Source organism: Buttiauxella sp. S19-1, assembly GCF_022134725.1.
GTDB classification, from domain to species: Bacteria; Pseudomonadota; Gammaproteobacteria; order Enterobacterales; family Enterobacteriaceae; genus Buttiauxella; species Buttiauxella ferragutiae.
In genome coordinates this window covers 50,581-67,623 of record NZ_JAHWLU010000009.1, presented here as the reverse complement: position 1 = coordinate 67,623, position 17,043 = coordinate 50,581, and the positions used below count along the sequence as shown (strand labels likewise).

At 51.7% G+C, this 17,043-nt stretch carries 14 protein-coding genes; 4 read left to right on the top strand and 10 right to left on the bottom strand.

Annotation, left to right across the window (positions count from 1 at the left end; genetic code table 11):
* Positions 1–21 precede the first annotated feature (21 nt).
* The 4 genes from iscU to trmJ form a co-directional block, all read right to left on the bottom strand.
* Positions 22–408: a Fe-S cluster assembly scaffold IscU gene (iscU, locus tag MES37_RS04055; protein WP_015703172.1), complete on the bottom strand. Its 387-nt coding sequence runs from the start codon at positions 406–408 to the stop codon at positions 22–24.
* A gap of 43 nt (positions 409–451) precedes the next feature.
* Entirely contained in the window at positions 452–1,666 is a 1,215-nt protein-coding gene (gene iscS / locus MES37_RS04050) for a cysteine desulfurase (protein WP_064544428.1), read from the bottom strand.
* Positions 1,667–1,997: 331 nt separating this feature from the next.
* The gene (gene iscR, locus MES37_RS04045; protein ID WP_064544427.1) at positions 1,998–2,486 is read right to left on the bottom strand and encodes a Fe-S cluster assembly transcriptional regulator IscR; all 489 of its coding nucleotides are present in this window, start codon (positions 2,484–2,486) and stop codon (positions 1,998–2,000) included.
* Between the two features lie 130 nt (positions 2,487–2,616).
* Complete coding sequence (gene trmJ, locus MES37_RS04040) at positions 2,617–3,357, bottom strand: tRNA (cytosine(32)/uridine(32)-2'-O)-methyltransferase TrmJ (protein WP_064544425.1); 741 nt, start codon at positions 3,355–3,357, stop codon at positions 2,617–2,619.
* A 119-nt stretch (positions 3,358–3,476) separates the two neighbouring features.
* On the opposite strand from trmJ, the gene suhB reads away from it, so the two are divergent.
* Entirely contained in the window at positions 3,477–4,280 is an 804-nt protein-coding gene (suhB, locus tag MES37_RS04035) for an inositol-1-monophosphatase (RefSeq protein WP_064544422.1), read from the top strand.
* Positions 4,281–4,443: 163 nt separating this feature from the next.
* Here the strand turns inward: suhB and MES37_RS04030 are convergent, their stop codons facing one another.
* A complete protein-coding gene (locus MES37_RS04030) occupies positions 4,444–5,427 on the bottom strand; it encodes a nickel/cobalt transporter (RefSeq protein ID WP_237930112.1) in 984 nt (327 codons plus the stop codon).
* A complete protein-coding gene (locus MES37_RS04025) occupies positions 5,418–6,053 on the bottom strand; it encodes a DUF1007 family protein (RefSeq protein WP_232886323.1) in 636 nt (211 codons plus the stop codon). Before MES37_RS04025 ends, MES37_RS04030 begins: the two co-directional genes overlap by 10 nt.
* Before the next feature lie 138 nt (positions 6,054–6,191).
* Here MES37_RS04025 and csiE point away from each other — a divergent pair, with 138 nt between their 5' ends.
* A complete protein-coding gene (gene csiE / locus MES37_RS04020) occupies positions 6,192–7,472 on the top strand; it encodes a stationary phase inducible protein CsiE (RefSeq protein WP_237930110.1) in 1,281 nt (426 codons plus the stop codon).
* Here csiE and MES37_RS04015 read toward each other — a convergent pair.
* Positions 7,459–8,610: a 3-phenylpropionate MFS transporter gene (locus MES37_RS04015; RefSeq protein WP_237930109.1), complete on the bottom strand. Its 1,152-nt coding sequence runs from the start codon at positions 8,608–8,610 to the stop codon at positions 7,459–7,461. The genes csiE and MES37_RS04015 overlap by 14 nt on opposite strands.
* 261 nt (positions 8,611–8,871) lie before the next feature.
* Here MES37_RS04015 and MES37_RS04010 point away from each other — a divergent pair, with 261 nt between their 5' ends.
* The gene (locus MES37_RS04010) at positions 8,872–9,915 is read left to right on the top strand and encodes a hypothetical protein (RefSeq protein ID WP_237930107.1); all 1,044 of its coding nucleotides are present in this window, start codon (positions 8,872–8,874) and stop codon (positions 9,913–9,915) included.
* Position 9,916: 1 nt separating this feature from the next.
* Here MES37_RS04010 and MES37_RS04005 read toward each other — a convergent pair whose 3' ends face one another.
* The 3 genes from MES37_RS04005 to MES37_RS03995 form a co-directional block, all read right to left on the bottom strand.
* The gene (locus MES37_RS04005) at positions 9,917–10,735 is read right to left on the bottom strand and encodes an aldose 1-epimerase (protein ID WP_237930100.1); all 819 of its coding nucleotides are present in this window, start codon (positions 10,733–10,735) and stop codon (positions 9,917–9,919) included.
* 3 nt (positions 10,736–10,738) lie between these two features.
* Positions 10,739–12,178 (bottom strand): sugar porter family MFS transporter, encoded by a 1,440-nt coding sequence (locus tag MES37_RS04000; protein WP_064544408.1) that lies wholly within the window; start codon positions 12,176–12,178, stop codon positions 10,739–10,741.
* A gap of 77 nt (positions 12,179–12,255) precedes the next feature.
* Positions 12,256–15,531, bottom strand: coding sequence for a DUF5107 domain-containing protein (locus tag MES37_RS03995; RefSeq protein ID WP_237930099.1), 3,276 nt, complete (start codon positions 15,529–15,531; stop codon positions 12,256–12,258).
* 115 nt (positions 15,532–15,646) lie between these two features.
* Between MES37_RS03995 and MES37_RS03990 the strand changes: the two genes are divergently transcribed.
* Positions 15,647–16,843: an ROK family protein gene (locus MES37_RS03990; protein WP_237930097.1), complete on the top strand. Its 1,197-nt coding sequence runs from the start codon at positions 15,647–15,649 to the stop codon at positions 16,841–16,843.
* Positions 16,844–17,043: the final 200 nt, after the last annotated feature.

Here is a 17,043-nt window from a genome sequence, read left to right as displayed (position 1 = left end):
ACAACCTCTACTCAACAATAATTATTTAGCTTCACGCTTGCTTTTGTAATCCGCGATAGCCGCTTTGATAGCGTCTTCTGCAAGGATTGAGCAGTGAATCTTCACCGGTGGCAGTTCAAGTTCTTCTGCGATGTCGGTGTTTTTGATTGCTTGCGCTTCATCCAAAGATTTACCTTTAACCCATTCGGTTACCAGCGAACTGGAAGCAATGGCAGAGCCACAGCCGTAGGTTTTGAAGCGAGCGTCTTCAATAATACCTTCATTGTTGACTTTAATCTGCAACTTCATCACGTCACCACAAGCAGGCGCACCCACCATGCCGGAACCGACGCTGTCATCGCTGTTGTCAAAAGAACCCACGTTGCGTGGATTTTCGTAGTGATCGATTACTTTTTCGCTATAAGCCATTTTTTATTCTCCAGAATCCGATATCGACGTCCGTGACGGACAATTAGTGATGAGCCCATTCGATGGAATTAAGATCCACGCCCTGCTTAAACATTTCCCACAGCGGAGAAAGGTCGCGCAGACGGCCAATGGACTTACGTACCAGTTCGATGGTGTAGTCGATCTCTTCTTCAGTAGTAAAACGACCCAAAGAGAAACGGATAGAGCTGTGAGCCAGTTCATCAGTCATGCCCAGTGCGCGCAGCACGTAGGATGGCTCAAGACTTGCTGAAGTACAGGCCGAACCGGAAGAAACCGCGAGGTCTTTGAGTGCCATAATCAGTGACTCACCTTCAACGTAGTTAAAGCTCACGTTGAGGATAGTTGGAACGCCATGTTCCAGGTCACCGTTCAGATACACTTCTTCCATATCTTTCACGCCATTCCACAGACGGTTACGCAATACGCGCAGACGGGACATTTCTGTTTCCATCTCTTCTTTTGCGATACGGTAAGCTTCGCCCATGCCAGCAATCTGGTGAACAGGAAGAGTACCAGAACGCATGCCGCGCTCGTGACCGCCACCGTGTACCTGAGCTTCGATACGAATACGTGGTTTACGACGAACATACAGCGCGCCGATCCCTTTCGGGCCATAGATTTTGTGACCAGAGAAGGACATCAGGTCAACTTTGAGAGTGCTCAGGTCGATAGGCATTTTACCCACGCTCTGAGTCGCATCTACGTGATAGATAATGCCACGCGCACGGCACATTTCGCCGATTGCCGCGATATCTTGTACCACGCCGATTTCGTTGTTCACGTGCATGATGGAAACCAGAATGGTGTCGTCACGCATCGCCGCTTCCAGCACGTTCAGGTCAACGATACCGTTGCTCTGCGGTGCCAGATAAGTCACTTCAAAACCTTCACGCTCAAGCTGACGACAGGTGTCCAGCACGGCTTTGTGTTCGGTTTTTACGGTGATGATGTGCTTGCCTTTCTTCTGATAGAAGTTAGCCGCACCTTTAATAGCGAGGTTATCGGATTCAGTTGCGCCGGAGGTAAAGACGATTTCACGCGGGTCTGCACCAACCAGTTCAGCGATTTGGTTACGGGCGATATCAACAGCTTCTTCCGCCTGCCAACCGAAACGGTGCGAACGAGAAGCCGGGTTACCGAAGGTTCCGTCCATAGTCAAAAACTGCATCATTTTCTGCGCAACACGCGGGTCAACTGGCGTAGTGGCAGAGTAATCGAGATAAATCGGTAATTTCATGCTTTTAAACTCCGTACATCACTCAATGCGAAATCCCCTTCATCTTTCAAGTTACAGGTGTGTTGGCTGCTCTCACTCACCCGAATCACTTAGTTTACTAAGCTCATTGGGGTTCCTTCGCTTGCCGCCTGCCTGCAACTTGAAATATTTTGGGGATTGTCATTCTTTAAAAAATGACAAAGATTCTAAAATTCTTTTTTATCTTTACCCTAAATAGTTCGTGTTGCAGCAAGGCGGCAAACTTGAGAGTCCCCAGGAGCTTACATCAAGTAAGTGACTGGGGTGAACAAGTGCGGCCAACACAGTTGCAACCCGAAATATGATGGGTAAATTAGGCGCGCAGTTTGACGTCGATTGCGTCTTGAGAGCGCGTACTGCGATGGTTTTCATTATGCTGACGGCCAGAGACGTCCAGCACTTCCTGGTTATTCACCAGCTCACCCAAGGTGATGTTATTCAGAAAACCGGTCAGACGGTCACTCAGATCGCGCCACAGTGCGTGAGTCAGGCACTTATCGCCGCCCTGACAACCACCTTTGCCCGCGCAACGCGTAGCATCTACAGATTCATCGACGGCACTAATCACTTCGCCGACTGCAATGCTGTTTGCTTCTTTACCCAGCAGATAACCGCCGCCTGGACCACGTACGCTGGCAACCAGGCCATTTTTACGCAGACGGGAGAATAACTGCTCCAGGTAGGAGAGAGAGATTCCCTGACGTTCAGAAATATCAGCCAACGGTACCGGGCCTGATTCGGAGTTCAACGCAACGTCAAGCATTGCGGTCACGGCATAACGTCCTTTCGATGTCAGTCTCATGTCTTACATAACCTCAAATCGCCCCTCGAACCGGGGGTTTTTTATAAATGTGATTGTCACATAGCAGGTCGCAAGTCTGACATTCCCGAGTAAATTGGTCAACTATTTAACCTAGTAATTTACTCAAGTATTATTTGCCGTGTTTTTTCTCGTTATCAATAGAAGAAAGCATGCCGCGCAGGATGTTAAGTTCTTGAATTTCCGGGCGTGCACGAGTATACAGGCGGCGCAACTTACTCATAATCTGGCCTGGATGTGTTGCGCGAATAAAGCCAGTTTTCAGCAACACTTGTTCCAGGTGACCATAAAAACGCTCGAGATCGTCAACCGCCGGGTACTGTGTTTCGTCTTCAACAACGACCGCTTCTTTGCCTTCTTCTTGAGTCGCAAGCCAGGCGATACGAATTTCATAAGCCAGGATCTGCACCGCCATCGCCAGGTTCAGCGAGCTATATTCCGGGTTTGCCTGAATCGCCACGTGGTAGTGGCATTTCTGCAATTCGTCATTGGTTAAGCCTACACGCTCGCGGCCAAAAACAATGGCGACTGGCGCATGTTGCGCTTCAGAAATACTCTTTAAACCACATTCGCGTGGATCGAGCATCGGCCACGGCAATGTACGCGAACGCGCACTGGTGCCAACCACCAGACTACAGCCAGCCAACGCTTCATCAAGGGTATCGACAATTTTAGCTTCACCGATAACATCACTGGCACCCGCAGCAAGCGCAATAGCTTGAGAGTCAGGTTTAACCAGCGGATTGACCAGCCAAAGATTGGTCAGCCCCATGGTTTTCATCGCACGGGCTACAGAGCCCATGTTGCCGGTATGGGAGGTTTCAACCAGCACTATACGTACGTTTTGCAGCATTATTGACTCATAGCCTGAAAAGATTATCGCGATATCCTATCATAACCCTGGGACATATTCCGAACGCTCTGCTATACTCCGCCGCGTTTTCCCGTTCTTTAACATCCAGAGAGAGACCGATGCATCCGATGCTCACCATCGCCGTGCGCGCTGCGCGCAAGGCGGGCAATTTAATTGCCAAGAACTACGAAACCCCTGACGCTGTAGAAGCGAGCCAGAAAGGCAGCAACGATTTTGTGACTAACGTAGATAAAGAGGCCGAGCGCCTGATTATCGAAATTATCCGCAAATCCTACCCGCAACACACCATTATCGCTGAAGAATCAGGCGAACTGGCGGGTACCGAGCAGGATGTGCAATGGGTTATCGATCCTCTGGATGGCACTTCAAACTTCATCAAACGTTTGCCACACTTCTCTGTTTCTATTGCTGTTCGTGTTAAAGGCCGCACCGAAGTTGCTGTGGTTTATGACCCAATGCGTAATGAGCTGTTCACAGCCGTTCGCGGTCAAGGCGCACAGCTGAACGGTTACCGTCTGCGCGGCAGCAATGCACGCGATCTTGACGGCACTATTCTGGCAACCGGCTTCCCATTCAAACTGAAGCAACACGCCACTCCATATATCAACATTGTTGCCAAACTGTTCACGCAGTGTGCTGACTTCCGTCGTACCGGTTCTGCTGCACTGGATCTGGCATACGTTGCGGCTGGCCGAGTTGATGGTTTCTTCGAGATTGGCCTGAAGCCGTGGGATTTCGCAGCAGGTGAACTGATTGCTCGCGAATCTGGTAGCCTGGTATGTGATTTCACCGGCGGCCATAACCACCTGACCAGCGGCAACATCGTTGCAGGTAATCCACGTGTTGTTAAAGCCATGCTGGCAACAATGCGTGATGAATTGAGCGAAGCGCTGAAGCGTTAATCTTTAAAGCCCTCACCCTAACCCTCTCCCCCAGGAGAGGGGACTGTTCGGTTTCCCCCCTCGGGGAGGAGACGGTCCGGTTTCTCCCTCAGGGAGGAGACGGTCCGGTTTTCCCCCTCGCCCTCAGGGAGAGGGCCGGGGTGAGGGTTGTTTTAATCAAGGACTAAAACGGTCGTATCCCGCGCATTACCGGTTGAGCACTCAGCCACATCACCGCCGCCGCTAAAACTAAAATCCCACCGCCCGCTAACGCCAGTGTCGCCCAGGCTACTTGTCGCCATAAAACCGGGGCTTTGTTACCACTCACTCGCACCGCAAGCTGACGGAAACCGTGTACCAGAAACGCCAGCCCAGAAATCGTAATTGATGTCCCGGCAGCCATCGTCAATGCCGACAACATTCCCCAGCTATACACGCCAATGACTTTACTAAACAGCAGCACCATGATGGCACCGGAACACGGGCGCATCCCCATCGACAGCACAATCATCACGCGGGCACGCCAGTCCTCTCCTGCATCAAGCTGTTTTTCTGTCGGCAAATGCTGATGGCCACAACCACATTTTTCGTCGTGAACATGATGCGGCGTGAACGAGGTAAAGCGCTTCGGTTTTCGCAAAACGCGGTGTAAATTTCGTAAGGCGCGACCACACAACATCAAGCCTAAAATCCCCACCAGCAAATAACTGCTTTTCTCCAACCAGAAACTGCTCGTATGCAGTTCCCGTGATGGCAATTCCAGAATCCCCAGCACCACCGTTACCAACGCAATAGCCACGCCTCCCTGCATTAAGGAAGCGGCAAAAGTCAGTTTCAGGCTGCTTTTCAAACGCGAAGGATGGGTGGCAAGCCAAGTGGCGATCACCACTTTGCCATGCCCCGGCCCTAACGCGTGCAGCACACCGTAAACCAGGCTAAACGACAGTAATGACCAACCCGCTCGCTCCGGGTTTTCGGCAACCTCACGCAAAAGTGCGCTCATTTGTTGGTTAATTGCTTTCTGCCAAATTGCACTATTAAGGATAATTTGCGGCCAGTAGTGCCACAGGCTGTACAGCCCAACCGCACAGACAAGCAGGAAAAGAGCCAGCGGCCACAGTTGTATCCAGCGGCGTGAAGAGGATCGAGCTGAAGGAATTACTGACATTGCAACGTAACCTGTTGAGCAAATTGTTTACCGAGTTCCATATCTTCTGGTGGCGCATCGGCTTTATCTAACGACAAGGCAAACGCCTGCATATCTTCAGTCGGTTGCGGTGTTTTGACCGAGATTTTGCAAAGTGCGGCTAATGTTTTCGGCACTTTGGCATCTTCAGGACGGTCGTAACTCATATCGACAAAATAGCTCGGGTCGAAGGTCGCGAATTGGTATGTTTGCCCTTTTAACGGCTGCGGATGTGCCAGCGGTAAAACAAAGGTTAACACTGCCTGATGCCCTACCCGTGCCAGCCCGTACTCGGGTGGTAAATTGTTAAACGTCACTTTTTGGCCGTTGTGCCAGAATTCAGTGAAGTAATGTTGCCCTAAAACATTGGCCATCACTTCGGCGGCGAGCTTCTTCCAGACCGGTGAATCAGGCTTTGCGTCACCGGCGTCATACAGTAGATCTGCTGAAGTAATTTCATCCATTGTCCACTGCATTTTCAGACCCGTTAGCTGGTCATCTTTGGTTATAACCGTGGTCACAAGCGTAATAAAGCTGTGCGGATGGGCCAATGCTAACGGGCTAAAAAGCGCCGTACCTAAGGCAAAAAGAACAACTCTGTTACACATTTTCCTGCTCATTATTCTCTCAAGCTTAAAATTCTGTGAGCCAGTCAAAATTCCGTAATTAAAAAGCTCAAATGTGACTCTGTGCGATAAAAGCTTTAGCTACGCTTAGCATTAATCTACTTTGACTTGGTAATGCGGATGATGACACTGCTCTCCTCTCCACCATCTGTACTCTCCAGTCCGCAGCGTCGCTGCCACCTACTTTTGTTGCTTTACTTACCGGGATACACCGTGACTCCAGAGATCCTCGCCAGACTCAACGGGGTTGATGGGACTAAAGCCCTGCAAGATATAGCCGACACGGGGGATGAAATCCAGCGCTATCACCGGCTGAGGCTTATCACACAACAGGATGGTAGCTACCGGATTGAGGGTACGCCTTTAGACCGTCGTCTGTGCTTACTGCACTGGTTACGCCGTGCGCTACGATTAAGCCCACACTTTGTGCAACAACATTTTACCCCAGCACTCAAAATCCAGCTTAAACAACAAGGGATTTTGACCGCGCTATACGATGAAAAGAATCTCCAGGCACTGATTGGTCTGTGCTCACGACGCTTGCAACGTCAATTTGATAGTCGTGATGTGCAGTTTTTAACGCTATTTTTGCAGTACTGCCTGCATCAGCATCATGCGGGGATAACGCCTGAATTCACCGAGCAACAACGGATATGGACGCAAATGCGCCCGGAGTATCTGGCCGCGCTTGAAATTGCCCGCCACTGGAAGCGCCGGGTGATGCAATCGGCCAATGAAAACGAGCAGCTATTCCTGGCGTTGTTATTCCAGTTACTGCGCACCCCCGATCCGATTCGCGATAACCATCAGCAAGACTTACGCCTGCGTACCGCAATTTGCGGGATGATTACGCGTTTTCGTGAGCAGGGGGGAATGTCGTTTAGTGATGAACAAGGCCTGAGCGACCAGTTGTATATTCATCTTGCTCAGGCACTGGATCGCTGCCAGTACGGTATCGGCATCGATAACAGCCTGCCTGAAGAAATTACTCGTTTATATCCGCGGTTAATGCGCACCACGCGCGAAGTGTTCCACGACTTTGAAGCGCATTTTGAAATGCGTTTTTCTGACGAAGAAGTCGGTCTGGTGGCGGTGATTTTTGGGGCGTGGTTAATGCAGGAAAGTGACTTACATGAGAAGCAGGTTTTACTGCTGACCGGCAACAATATGGAACTTGAGCAGAATATTGAACAGCAGCTTCGCGAATTGACCTTGCTGCCGCTCAATATTAAACATCTGACCATTCACAGCTATCAGAAAGAGGGAGCGCCGAAAGAAGTGGTGCTGGTGATTACGCCCTATTCCACTTCGTTACCGCTCTTTTCCCCGCCGCTGATTCACGTCACGCTGCCGCTGGGCGAACACCAGCAGCAGCAGATCCGTAAGATTATTGAGTGTTAACACAATATGCGATGGGGCGCGGTCGTATGAATAGTGCAGGTACGGCCACCAGCGCCATAATCCAGAATACATCGCCCTGCATGTGCTGATAAAGGTAGCCGGAGAACATCGTCATAATCGCGATACCCCCGCCCATCGCCACGGCAGAATAGACCGCCTGCAAACGGATAACTTCGTTGCCTTCACGCGCGGAGATATAACGCATCGCCGCCAAATGGCAGACGGTGAAACTGCCACAGTGCAGGATTTGCGCGGCAATCAGCCACGGCAACTCGGTCGTGTACGCCATCAGGCTCCAGCGTAGAATCCCGGTAATCCCCGAAAGCAGCAGCAAATCGCGCGCGCTCCAGTTGCGGAACAACTTTTTGCTGAGTGCGAAAACTACAATTTCTGCCACGACCCCCAGCGACCATAAATAGCCAACCACCGAGGCGGAATATCCCGCGCCTTGCCAGTAAATTGCACTGAACCCGTAATATGCCGCGTGCGCACCTTGTAATAACGTCACGCAGGCAAGGAAGCGCCAGGAACCGAGCACCAGTTTCTTCCACGCAGGCCAACCCGCGCCTTCGCTATGGCGGGTTTCACCTTGCGGCATCACCGATGGGCGCAGCAGCATGCCGACAAACATCGACGCGACACCAATACTCAGCAGTACAAGAATCGCCTGATAGCTAAACACGCTCACCAGTTTGCCGGTCATCGCCGAACCAATCACAAACGCCAGCGAGCCCCACAAGCGCACGCGCCCGTAATCCATGGTGATTTGTCGCTGCCAGGTTCCAGCAAGCGCATCGGTAAGCGGCACCAGCGGTGAGAAAAACAGGTTAAAACCGACCATCACCACCAGCAGCCAGGTGGCGGTTTGCCCAAACCAGAAAGCCACGGCAAATAGCAGTGTCAGTAAGGCAAGAAGACGCAGGGCAAAAACCAGCCGGGAAGGATCGGTCACACGAGGTGCCAACAGCAAACTGCCGAGGAAACGGGCGATTAAACCGGCCCCAAGCAACAAACCGATAGTTTCTGGAGGCAGACCGACTCCGGCAAGCCAGACACTCCAGAATGGCAGGAAAATCCCGTAACTAAAGAAGTAGGTAAAATAACTGAGCGCCAGCCAGCGCGTTGAATGCAAAACCATGATCCCTCCCGTTTTGGACGGCGTTAGTGTCGCCGAGCACCGACAGGCTTGCAAGCAATCATTAACAGACTAATAACACACATGAACTATATTGTTATGATCTATGTATCGGATTTAACTGTGTAATTTATTTTTGGATGAAACGCTTAACTCTAACGGCCACTCATTCCATTAAAATCACGCACCGTAAATTCGAATCAAAAGCTCATTGTATTCATGTCTAACACCACCCTTTTCAGGGGCTTAATCCTGACTTTGTCGATGCTCACGTTACCGGCTACTGCCGCTGAGCCATCCTCTGCTGAAGCCAAAAAAGAGACGCCATCGCCGTGGTTGTTTGTTCCGCTATTCAGCTCCAGCCCAAAACTCGATACTGCCGCGGGTGGGATGGTGGCCTATATGCACCGCTTCGATGAAAAATCGCGCCCTTCGATGTTCGGGGTGTCAGCCAAATACACCACTTCGCAATCACTGATTGCCAACGCCTTTGCCAAAACGTCGTTTGGTGAAGATCACCACCGTATTCTGGGTGGCATGATGGTCGGTGATATTAACAACGACTACGAAAACTATTTGGGCTCAGGCCAGCCGTTAAGTACCAACGACAACTACAGTTTCGCCTTTTTGCGCTACCTGTATCGTGTCGAGGGCGACTGGTTCATCGGTGCGCAAGGTGCCTATTCCAACTATGAGTTGCAAGGGCAAGATCCTTCGTCGAGCGAAATCCTCGATGAAATGGGGCTGGTCGGTTACAAGTCCGGCGGTGTGGGTGCGGTCATCATGCACGACTCCCGCGACAGCGATTTTAAAGCCACCAAAGGCTGGTATCTCAATGTTAATAACATGGCGTATCGGGAAGCGTTGGGCGGCGAGCAAGATTTTGATATCTGGCGCGTCGATTACCGTGGTTACTGGCAACACGGCGATGGCAACGTCTTTGCCGTGCGCAGCCGCCACCAGTTTTCCAACGATGCGCCAGCTGGCGCCTATTCCCCGGTTTATATTCGTGGTTACACGCCCGGTGAATACCTCGCTCAGCACATGTCTTCCATCGAGATTGAAGAGCGTTACAAACTGGCAGAACGCTGGACCGCAACGGTATTTGCCGGTGCCGCCTGTCTTTATGGCGACTCCACCAACGGTGAGCAACTCAACTGTGGCGACAGTGAAAACCTGTACCCGGCGTGGGGCGCAGGCGTCCAGTATTTGCTTAAACCCGAAGCGGGGATTGTCGTCAATCTCGAGTACGCGATGGGTAAAGATGACAACCAGGGCATCTATTTAAAAATGGGCTACAGCTTCTGATCTACAAAAGCGCAATCTCCATGGTTAACGCCGTTGATTGCTGGTTTGCCAGCAAAACCAGCCCCGGAAGCCCAGCCATATTGTGGGCATTCACCGGGTGGCTTTGCGGTTCCAGGCAAATAAACGGCTCGTCGGCCATGCGGAATACCATCAAGTACGGCGTGGCGCATTTTAACTGCACACGCATCTCGCCCGTTTCAATCAACGCGCCACCGCTCCAGCCGGAATAGCCGACATTCAGCCACTGGTTGTCCGGGGTTTTCGGGCTGATGAAATTGGTTTGCGGCGTCAATTCGCCACACCATTGCTGCGGTAAATGATTAGCACCTTCCGGCCAGAATCCAGTGGCAGAAAACTGCACTTGCGTAGCAGGCGTAAGATGGAAAAAGGGGTGAAAGCCGAGGCCATAAACCATCGGTTTGTTGGCCTGGTGAGTCAATTCCAACTCAGCAATAAAGCGTTTTCCTTCTAGCCGGTAAATCAGCCGGGCGTGATAGTCAAACCCGCAGTCATACTGACTTTCAAGGGTAAGGACGAGTTGCAAAACATCATGCTTTTCGACCTGCCAGTCTTTCAGCCAGCCGTCGCCATGCAGAAAGAATTGCTTATCCGCCGGGCTTTGCGGCAGTTCGATTTTCTCGCCATGAAGGGTAAAACTATTCCCGGCGACCCGGTTTGCCAGCGGCAACATCGGGAACAAGGCTTTTTCACCGCCATACAAAATCGCCTGCTGATGTTCCAGAGAATCCAGACTGAGAATTGCCGCCCCTTGCGGGGCGACGGTTAAACGCAGAAATTCATTTTCGAGTAATAAGGTCATAGTTTAATGCGCCGTTCTTTGCGCACGCGCTTTCGCTTCTGCGCCGTATTGGTCCGCCATGCGTTTTTCCAGCGCTTCAAGGCTGACACCTTTGGTTTCAGGCACATAACGGCGCACGTAGATAAAGCCAGCTGCGCAAATCACACCGTACAGCAGGAAACTCCCCGCCGCCCCCAGCCCCGCATTCAATAATGGGAAGGTGTAGGTCAACAGGAAACACGCCACCCACAAGGCCAGCGTCCCTATAGACATCGCAAGTCCTCGCACACGGTTCGGGAAAATCTCTGAAAGCAGCACCCAGGTCACCGGTGCCAGCGTCAGTGCATAAATCGCAATCGCCGCCAGAACCAGAATCAACACCGGCAACCCCATAATACCCAGGCCATATGCCGCGCCGATTAACGCATAAATAATGGTTAAACCCGCTGCGCCAAACAACATCAGTTTGCGACGACCAATTTTGTCCACCAGCGGCAATGCGGCCAGGGTGAAGATCAGGTTAACCAAACCGGTCGCCACAATGGATTTCAACGTGCTGTTAATATCAAACCCGGCGGAGGCAAAGATTTCCTGCGCATAGTTAAATATCACGTTAATCCCGCACCACTGCTGGAACACCGCCAGCACCATACCGATGATAATGATCGGTTTGACCTGTGGCTGCCACAACGCACTCCAGGAAACTTTTTGCGTGTCTTTGTTCAGAGTTTGCAGAATATCATTGAGCGTTTCATCGGCATATTTCTGGTTACCAATGCGTTTGAGCATCTGGTGAGCACGTTCATTTTTACCGGCGCGAGCCAGCCAGCGCGGTGATTCAGGCACAAAGAACATCAGCACTAAAAATGCCAGCGCGGGAACCAGTTCCGCACCAAACATCCAGCGCCAACCGACTTGCCCATTCCAGCTTTCAGTGATTTGCTGCATGGTCGCGGTTGAGGTCACCGGTTCGGCAATCATCAGGTTAATCAACTGAGCCGCCAGCACGCCCACCACGATAGTTAACTGGTTGATGGCAACAAACTTGCCGCGTTTTTCCGCCGGACTGACTTCTGCGATGTACATCGGACTTAACGCTGAAGCCAGGCCGATGCCCACACCGCCAACGATACGAAACACCACAAACATATCGAAGTTGCTGGCCATCGCCGTACCCCAGGCCGAGGCACTAAACAGGATAGCCGACATAATCAGCGGGACTTTGCGCCCGAATTTGTCCGCACTCCAGCCAGAAATCAATGCGCCAAAAATGCATCCAGCCAGGGCAGAACTCATCGCCCAGCCAGATTGAGCCGGATCGGTAATCGAAAAATAGGCTTCGTAGAACGGTTTCGCCCCACCAATCACCACCCAGTCATAACCAAACAGCAAACCTCCGCAGGCGGCGACCAGGCAGATAGTCCAGACATACCCCATGCGTAATTGTGTCGGTGCATTAATCATGTTGTTTCCTCAATAAAATCTTGTAGAGATACAGAGGAGCGGGATTGTTCTCCCGCCGTTTATTGTTATTTCAACGCTCAGGCAAACACACCGCGCTGCACCGCAAGCTGCAATAAATGAGCTTTATCGTGAGCCGGGTTTTGCGACAGCAAGGCTTTCCGTGCTGATTCAAACTCGGGATATTCCTCCAGTCCAAGATGCCCAAGGGCGGCGACAAACAGGCAGTGCTGTTGATGTGCAGATTGACGATCGGCATCCAGCGCGACCAGATCAGGTAGCGAGACGGCGAAGAAATCTGGCTCAGAATGGTGGTTAAAATGTTCATCCGCCCAGGCAATAAAGCTGCGGAATTGCACCTCGGCCTGGTTTTTGTCACCGATACGGCTTAACGCCATCGCTTGATAGAACAGGTAATCGACCGGCTGATCGTTGTAGTAACGCCCGACTTCCAGAGTGGAGCCCCCTTCCAGCGCGCGTTCGAAATAGCGCTGCGCACGCTCCGATTGTTGAAGTTGCTGTGCACACCAGCCGAGTAGATACCAGATATCGTTATCGCTCTGACCGACTAAGCGCCCTTCACCAAGGTTTTCGGGATAGCTCAGCGCCTGCTGTAGCAGTTCTTCCGCTTTGCCATACTGCTTATTAGCAATCGCGTTCAGCGCCCGGCATTGCAGGTTAATCAGATACTGCCCGGTGACTTTGCCCTCCCCGCCTTCCCACGGATGGAATTTACGCTGCGCCAACACCTGGGCTGCCGCGTCAGTTTCACCATGAATGTTCCACAAGCTGAGTAATTCAGCGGTCAGATCATCGCGTTTGAGGACCACATCGCGACGTACTGCAAGGAGTGCGAGCCGCTGCTCGGTTGAGCGGCCAGTGAGTTTTTGCAGATAGTCGAGTTCAAACAGGAAGCGGGCGTTTTCCGGTTCAAGTTCAACCGCTTGTTGCAGATACTGTTCCGCCGCTTGCGCATTGTGTTGTTTATTCCACGCATGAATGCCCAGCACACGCTGCACCGCGCCAAATTCAGGCAACTGCTGCGCCGCAAACTCCCAGCAGGCGACCGCTTCGCCATAACGACGTTTGCTGTACCAGAAACAACCCAGCAGATATTGCGCGAAGCCATCGTGCGGCAAGCGTTGCAGCATTTGCACTTCATCCAGCGTGTTGGGGAAACGCACTTTGCGAGCAAAGACTTGCTGCGCTTGTTTCACCAAAGCCAGTTGTTGTGCGTGGTCAGTTTCCAGAGCGGCTTGCCACAACAGCGGCATCGCTTCCTGGGCATCGAGAACGCTCAACACTTTTTTGGCCGCCGTTTCCTGACCCAAACTCACCAGCCACCCTGCCAGAACACTGGCGTTGATCCCGCGCCGTCCGGTGACTCGCAGCAGTTCTGCTTTATCAGTTTCGTTTTGCGTGCTGGCCCAACGGGCGTAATGCAGCACGTAGCTCAGCGGATATTCTTCAAGCTGCTGGTCAATCCACTGTTGTGCCTGTTTTACGGCACCCGTTTGCTGTAACAGCAGGGCTTTTAGCCCCATCGCCAGGTTATTACTGCCATTAAATTTCAGACTTTGATTCACAAACGCCAGCGCCTGGGCGTCATCACCTTTGCGCAGCGCCAGGCGCGCCAGGGCATAAAAAGCCGCATCACGGCAGTTGCCACTCCAGCTCGCTTTGAAGTAATCATCAAACGCGCCTGCAAAGTCGCCCTGCTTCTCTTTTGCCGCACCGCGTAACATGCTGGCGTCGCCGTTTTGCGGATTCTTGTTCAGGCGATGGGCGCGTTTCAGTGCCGCATCTGCCAACTGCTCAGCAAGCGCCCAGTTCGCACGGTTAAATTCAAGCTGCCCTAATGCCACGTTGCAGCGGTAATCTTCGGGATCTAACGCCAGCGCACGCTGGTAGTAATCGAATGCCGAGCGGCTGGCGTGCAGATACTGCTCCAGATGCTGGCCGATAAAATACAGCTCGTCGCAGTTAGTAATTTCTTGCGGTTTGGCGGGAACGCAGGCGGGCTGTGGCAGCGGCAAGTCTTCTGCAACATGTTCGCAATAACTGAGAATCAGCTTGCCCTGCGCATCTCGCAAATTCAGGGTCAGGCGTTGCGGCCAGCTGTCTGCGAGAGTTTCCTGCCACGCCTGCGCTGGTTGCAGCGACAACGCAGTACGCCAAAGCTTTTTGCCTGCGGATTCAATCTCAAGCGTAACGCCAGCCAACGGGGCAATAGCGTACACACCGAGATGCAGCTCACCGTCATGGCGCTCCAGTTTAATTGCCGCCTGGGTGTTGGCATTCTGCAACGTACCAAGCTGGCTATACGGCAGGAAATTCTGCACGAAGATTTTTTCTTCATACGGCGCAATCCAGGTGAAATCTGGCTGATTGTCGGTGAACACCCCGGTCATCAGTTCAATGTATGGGCCATTTTCATCCGTCAGATTACGATCCCAGGCCTGGCCGAAATCGCAATTTCCCCATGTCCACTGCTTCTTACCCGGTGAAACATGGTGATCGGCGATGTGCAACAGGCCGCCTTGTTCACCGTGATGGTATGCGCCGACAAAATCGTAATCCGATTTATCCGCCATGTACGACGTTGGAACGGGAATGTTTCTGTAGCGTGAGATATCCACGCCTGCGGAATAGTCGACTTTATAGTAAGTGCCGTGGGCAATCGGGAAGGCCGATACGTCGCGTTTGCCGTGGTCGAATACTGCCGTGACATCTGGCGGGAACACGCTTTGGTGCTCATCGCCCCCTTTCACCGCCGGGTTCGCCCACCACAAGAAATGGCGCGGAGTGGCGTTGCCGTTAAATACTTTGCCGGTGATTTCAATCAGCGCTTTTTGCGGATAGAGCGTAAAGCCGGTCATTACCTGCAAACCGCGCATCGGCTCCACTTCACCGAGCCACACCGTTTGTGCGCCGTTTTCATGTTGCTGGAAAGTCACATCCACCGGCATAAAGGTGGTTGGGCGGTGGTGCTGCGGCCAGTTAAATTCAATGCCGCCGGAGATCCACGGCCCCACTAATCCCACCAGCGCGGGTTTCACCACTTCGTTGTAGTAAACGAAATCACGCTCCATCACTTTGTCATAAGCACGGTGAATACGGCCACCCAACTCCGGGAGCAGCATGACCCTGATAAAATCGTTTTCAATCCACACGGCTTTGTAATCACGCATCTCACGCTTGCCGGTGAGAGTGTCAATCACACCGTAAGGATAAACAGCGCCTGAAGATCCCTGATAGACACGGTTTTCTAAAAACATCGGATTCGGGTCTTCCGCACCGGTGGTCCAGGTGGGTAAAGCAATAGTCTCTTGCCAGACGTTAACGGCTCCGTACATTTCGCATCTCCAGTAAACATTAAACAGTTAAATAGGATATGTTTGCAGTGTAGGGAACTCATCGCGGCTTAAAACGCTTAATGCTCACGCAATATAGTTAACGGAGTTAAGTGAAATGCAGATTTCAGGGCTGAACAATCAGCGGGTGCGGCAGGTTAATCGCCAGGCCATGATGAAGCTGGTGTGGCAGCATAAGCGGCTCAGTAAGTCGCAGTTTTCCCAGTACACCGGTCTTTCTATCCCTGCGGTCAGTAAGATTCTTGATGAGTTAGTGAATGATGGAAAGCTCAACCACTCCACTGAAAATCTCAGTAATCGCGGCCTTAACAGCGGCAGTTACCAAATCCCACCCGACGGTGATTTCATTCTTTGCATGAATGTGACACCCACCAGCATTGAGAGCCAACTGTGCGATGCGCAACTTTCGCCACTGGGCGAATTTGAACGTATTCATGTCAATGCTGCCACGCCGCAGGTTTTGCTGGCAGCGATTGAGAATATCTGGCGTCATCATCATAAAAACTGGCCGAAAAAAACCATTAACCTGGCGTTGGGCATACACGGGCAAGTCGATCCGGTGACAGGTGTTTCACAAACCATGCCGCAAGCACCATGGCGTGAACCGATTGAAATCAAATACTTGCTGGAAGAAAAACTGGGTATTACGGTACGTGTGGATAACGATTGTGTGATGCTGGCGCTAGCGGAGAAATGGCAGAATCCGGAAAGCCGCCAGGATTTTTGTGTCATCAATGTGGATTACGGTATCGGTTCATCGTTTGTGATCAACGGGCAGATTTACCGTGGCAGCCTGTACGGCAGCGGGCAAATTGGCCACACGATTGTCAACCCGGACGGCATGGCGTGTGATTGCGGAAGGTACGGCTGCCTTGAAACCGTCGCCTCGCTTAGCGCGCTGAAAAAACAGGCACGCATCTGGCTTAAATCGCAACCCAGCTCGCCTAAACTTGACCCTGAAACATTGACGTCAACGCAATTAATTGCCGCCTGGCACGATGGCAACGAGCAGGTGCGGCGCTGGGTTGAGAGCGCCGCCAATGCCATTGGGCTGAGTCTGTATAATTTTCTCAATATCCTGAATATCAATCAGATTTGGTTTTACGGCAGATGCTGTGCGTTTGGTGATGAATGGCTGGCAACCGTTGACCGGCAGATTGGCTTTAATCCCTTTGATCATGGCGATGCGCTGAAAGTGAAAGCAACGCAGATTAATTTTGGCAAGCTAACTCGTGCCCAGCAAATAATGGGAATTGGCTATTTATATGTCGAAAATGCACTGGAAGCAGAGTAGCAAAACCTGGGTGGGAAATATTAAACCTGTTTTTCCACCCGACATATTTCAATAATTCACTGCAATTATTAGTAATCTCTGTTTAGTTAAATATAAACCCCCGCGCAAAGTCCCACCGATTTTAATCCACTACGCTTAGCCACCTTCGGCATATCAGCTTAATTTACCGAATATCTTTCCGAGTTAATTGTTCCATTAAC

Excerpts from the sequence above, each read along its gene's own strand:
- suhB (WP_064544422.1), top strand. The coding sequence starts at position 3,477 with ATGCATCCGATGCTCACCATCGCCGTGCGCGCTGCGCGCAAGGCGGGC.
- MES37_RS04030 (WP_237930112.1), bottom strand. The coding sequence starts at position 5,427 with ATGTCAGTAATTCCTTCAGCTCGATCCTCTTCACGCCGCTGGATACAA.
- MES37_RS04015 (WP_237930109.1), bottom strand. The coding sequence starts at position 8,610 with ATGGTTTTGCATTCAACGCGCTGGCTGGCGCTCAGTTATTTTACCTAC.
- MES37_RS03990 (WP_237930097.1), top strand. The coding sequence starts at position 15,647 with ATGCAGATTTCAGGGCTGAACAATCAGCGGGTGCGGCAGGTTAATCGC.
- iscU (WP_015703172.1), bottom strand. The coding sequence starts at position 408 with ATGGCTTATAGCGAAAAAGTAATCGATCACTACGAAAATCCACGCAAC.
- MES37_RS04010 (WP_237930107.1), top strand. The coding sequence starts at position 8,872 with ATGCTCACGTTACCGGCTACTGCCGCTGAGCCATCCTCTGCTGAAGCC.
- iscS (WP_064544428.1), bottom strand. The coding sequence starts at position 1,666 with ATGAAATTACCGATTTATCTCGATTACTCTGCCACTACGCCAGTTGAC.
- csiE (WP_237930110.1), top strand. The coding sequence starts at position 6,192 with ATGATGACACTGCTCTCCTCTCCACCATCTGTACTCTCCAGTCCGCAG.
- MES37_RS04025 (WP_232886323.1), bottom strand. The coding sequence starts at position 6,053 with ATGTGTAACAGAGTTGTTCTTTTTGCCTTAGGTACGGCGCTTTTTAGC.
- MES37_RS04000 (WP_064544408.1), bottom strand. The coding sequence starts at position 12,178 with ATGATTAATGCACCGACACAATTACGCATGGGGTATGTCTGGACTATC.
- MES37_RS03995 (WP_237930099.1), bottom strand. The coding sequence starts at position 15,531 with ATGTACGGAGCCGTTAACGTCTGGCAAGAGACTATTGCTTTACCCACC.
- MES37_RS04005 (WP_237930100.1), bottom strand. The coding sequence starts at position 10,735 with ATGACCTTATTACTCGAAAATGAATTTCTGCGTTTAACCGTCGCCCCG.
- trmJ (WP_064544425.1), bottom strand. The coding sequence starts at position 3,357 with ATGCTGCAAAACGTACGTATAGTGCTGGTTGAAACCTCCCATACCGGC.
- iscR (WP_064544427.1), bottom strand. The coding sequence starts at position 2,486 with ATGAGACTGACATCGAAAGGACGTTATGCCGTGACCGCAATGCTTGAC.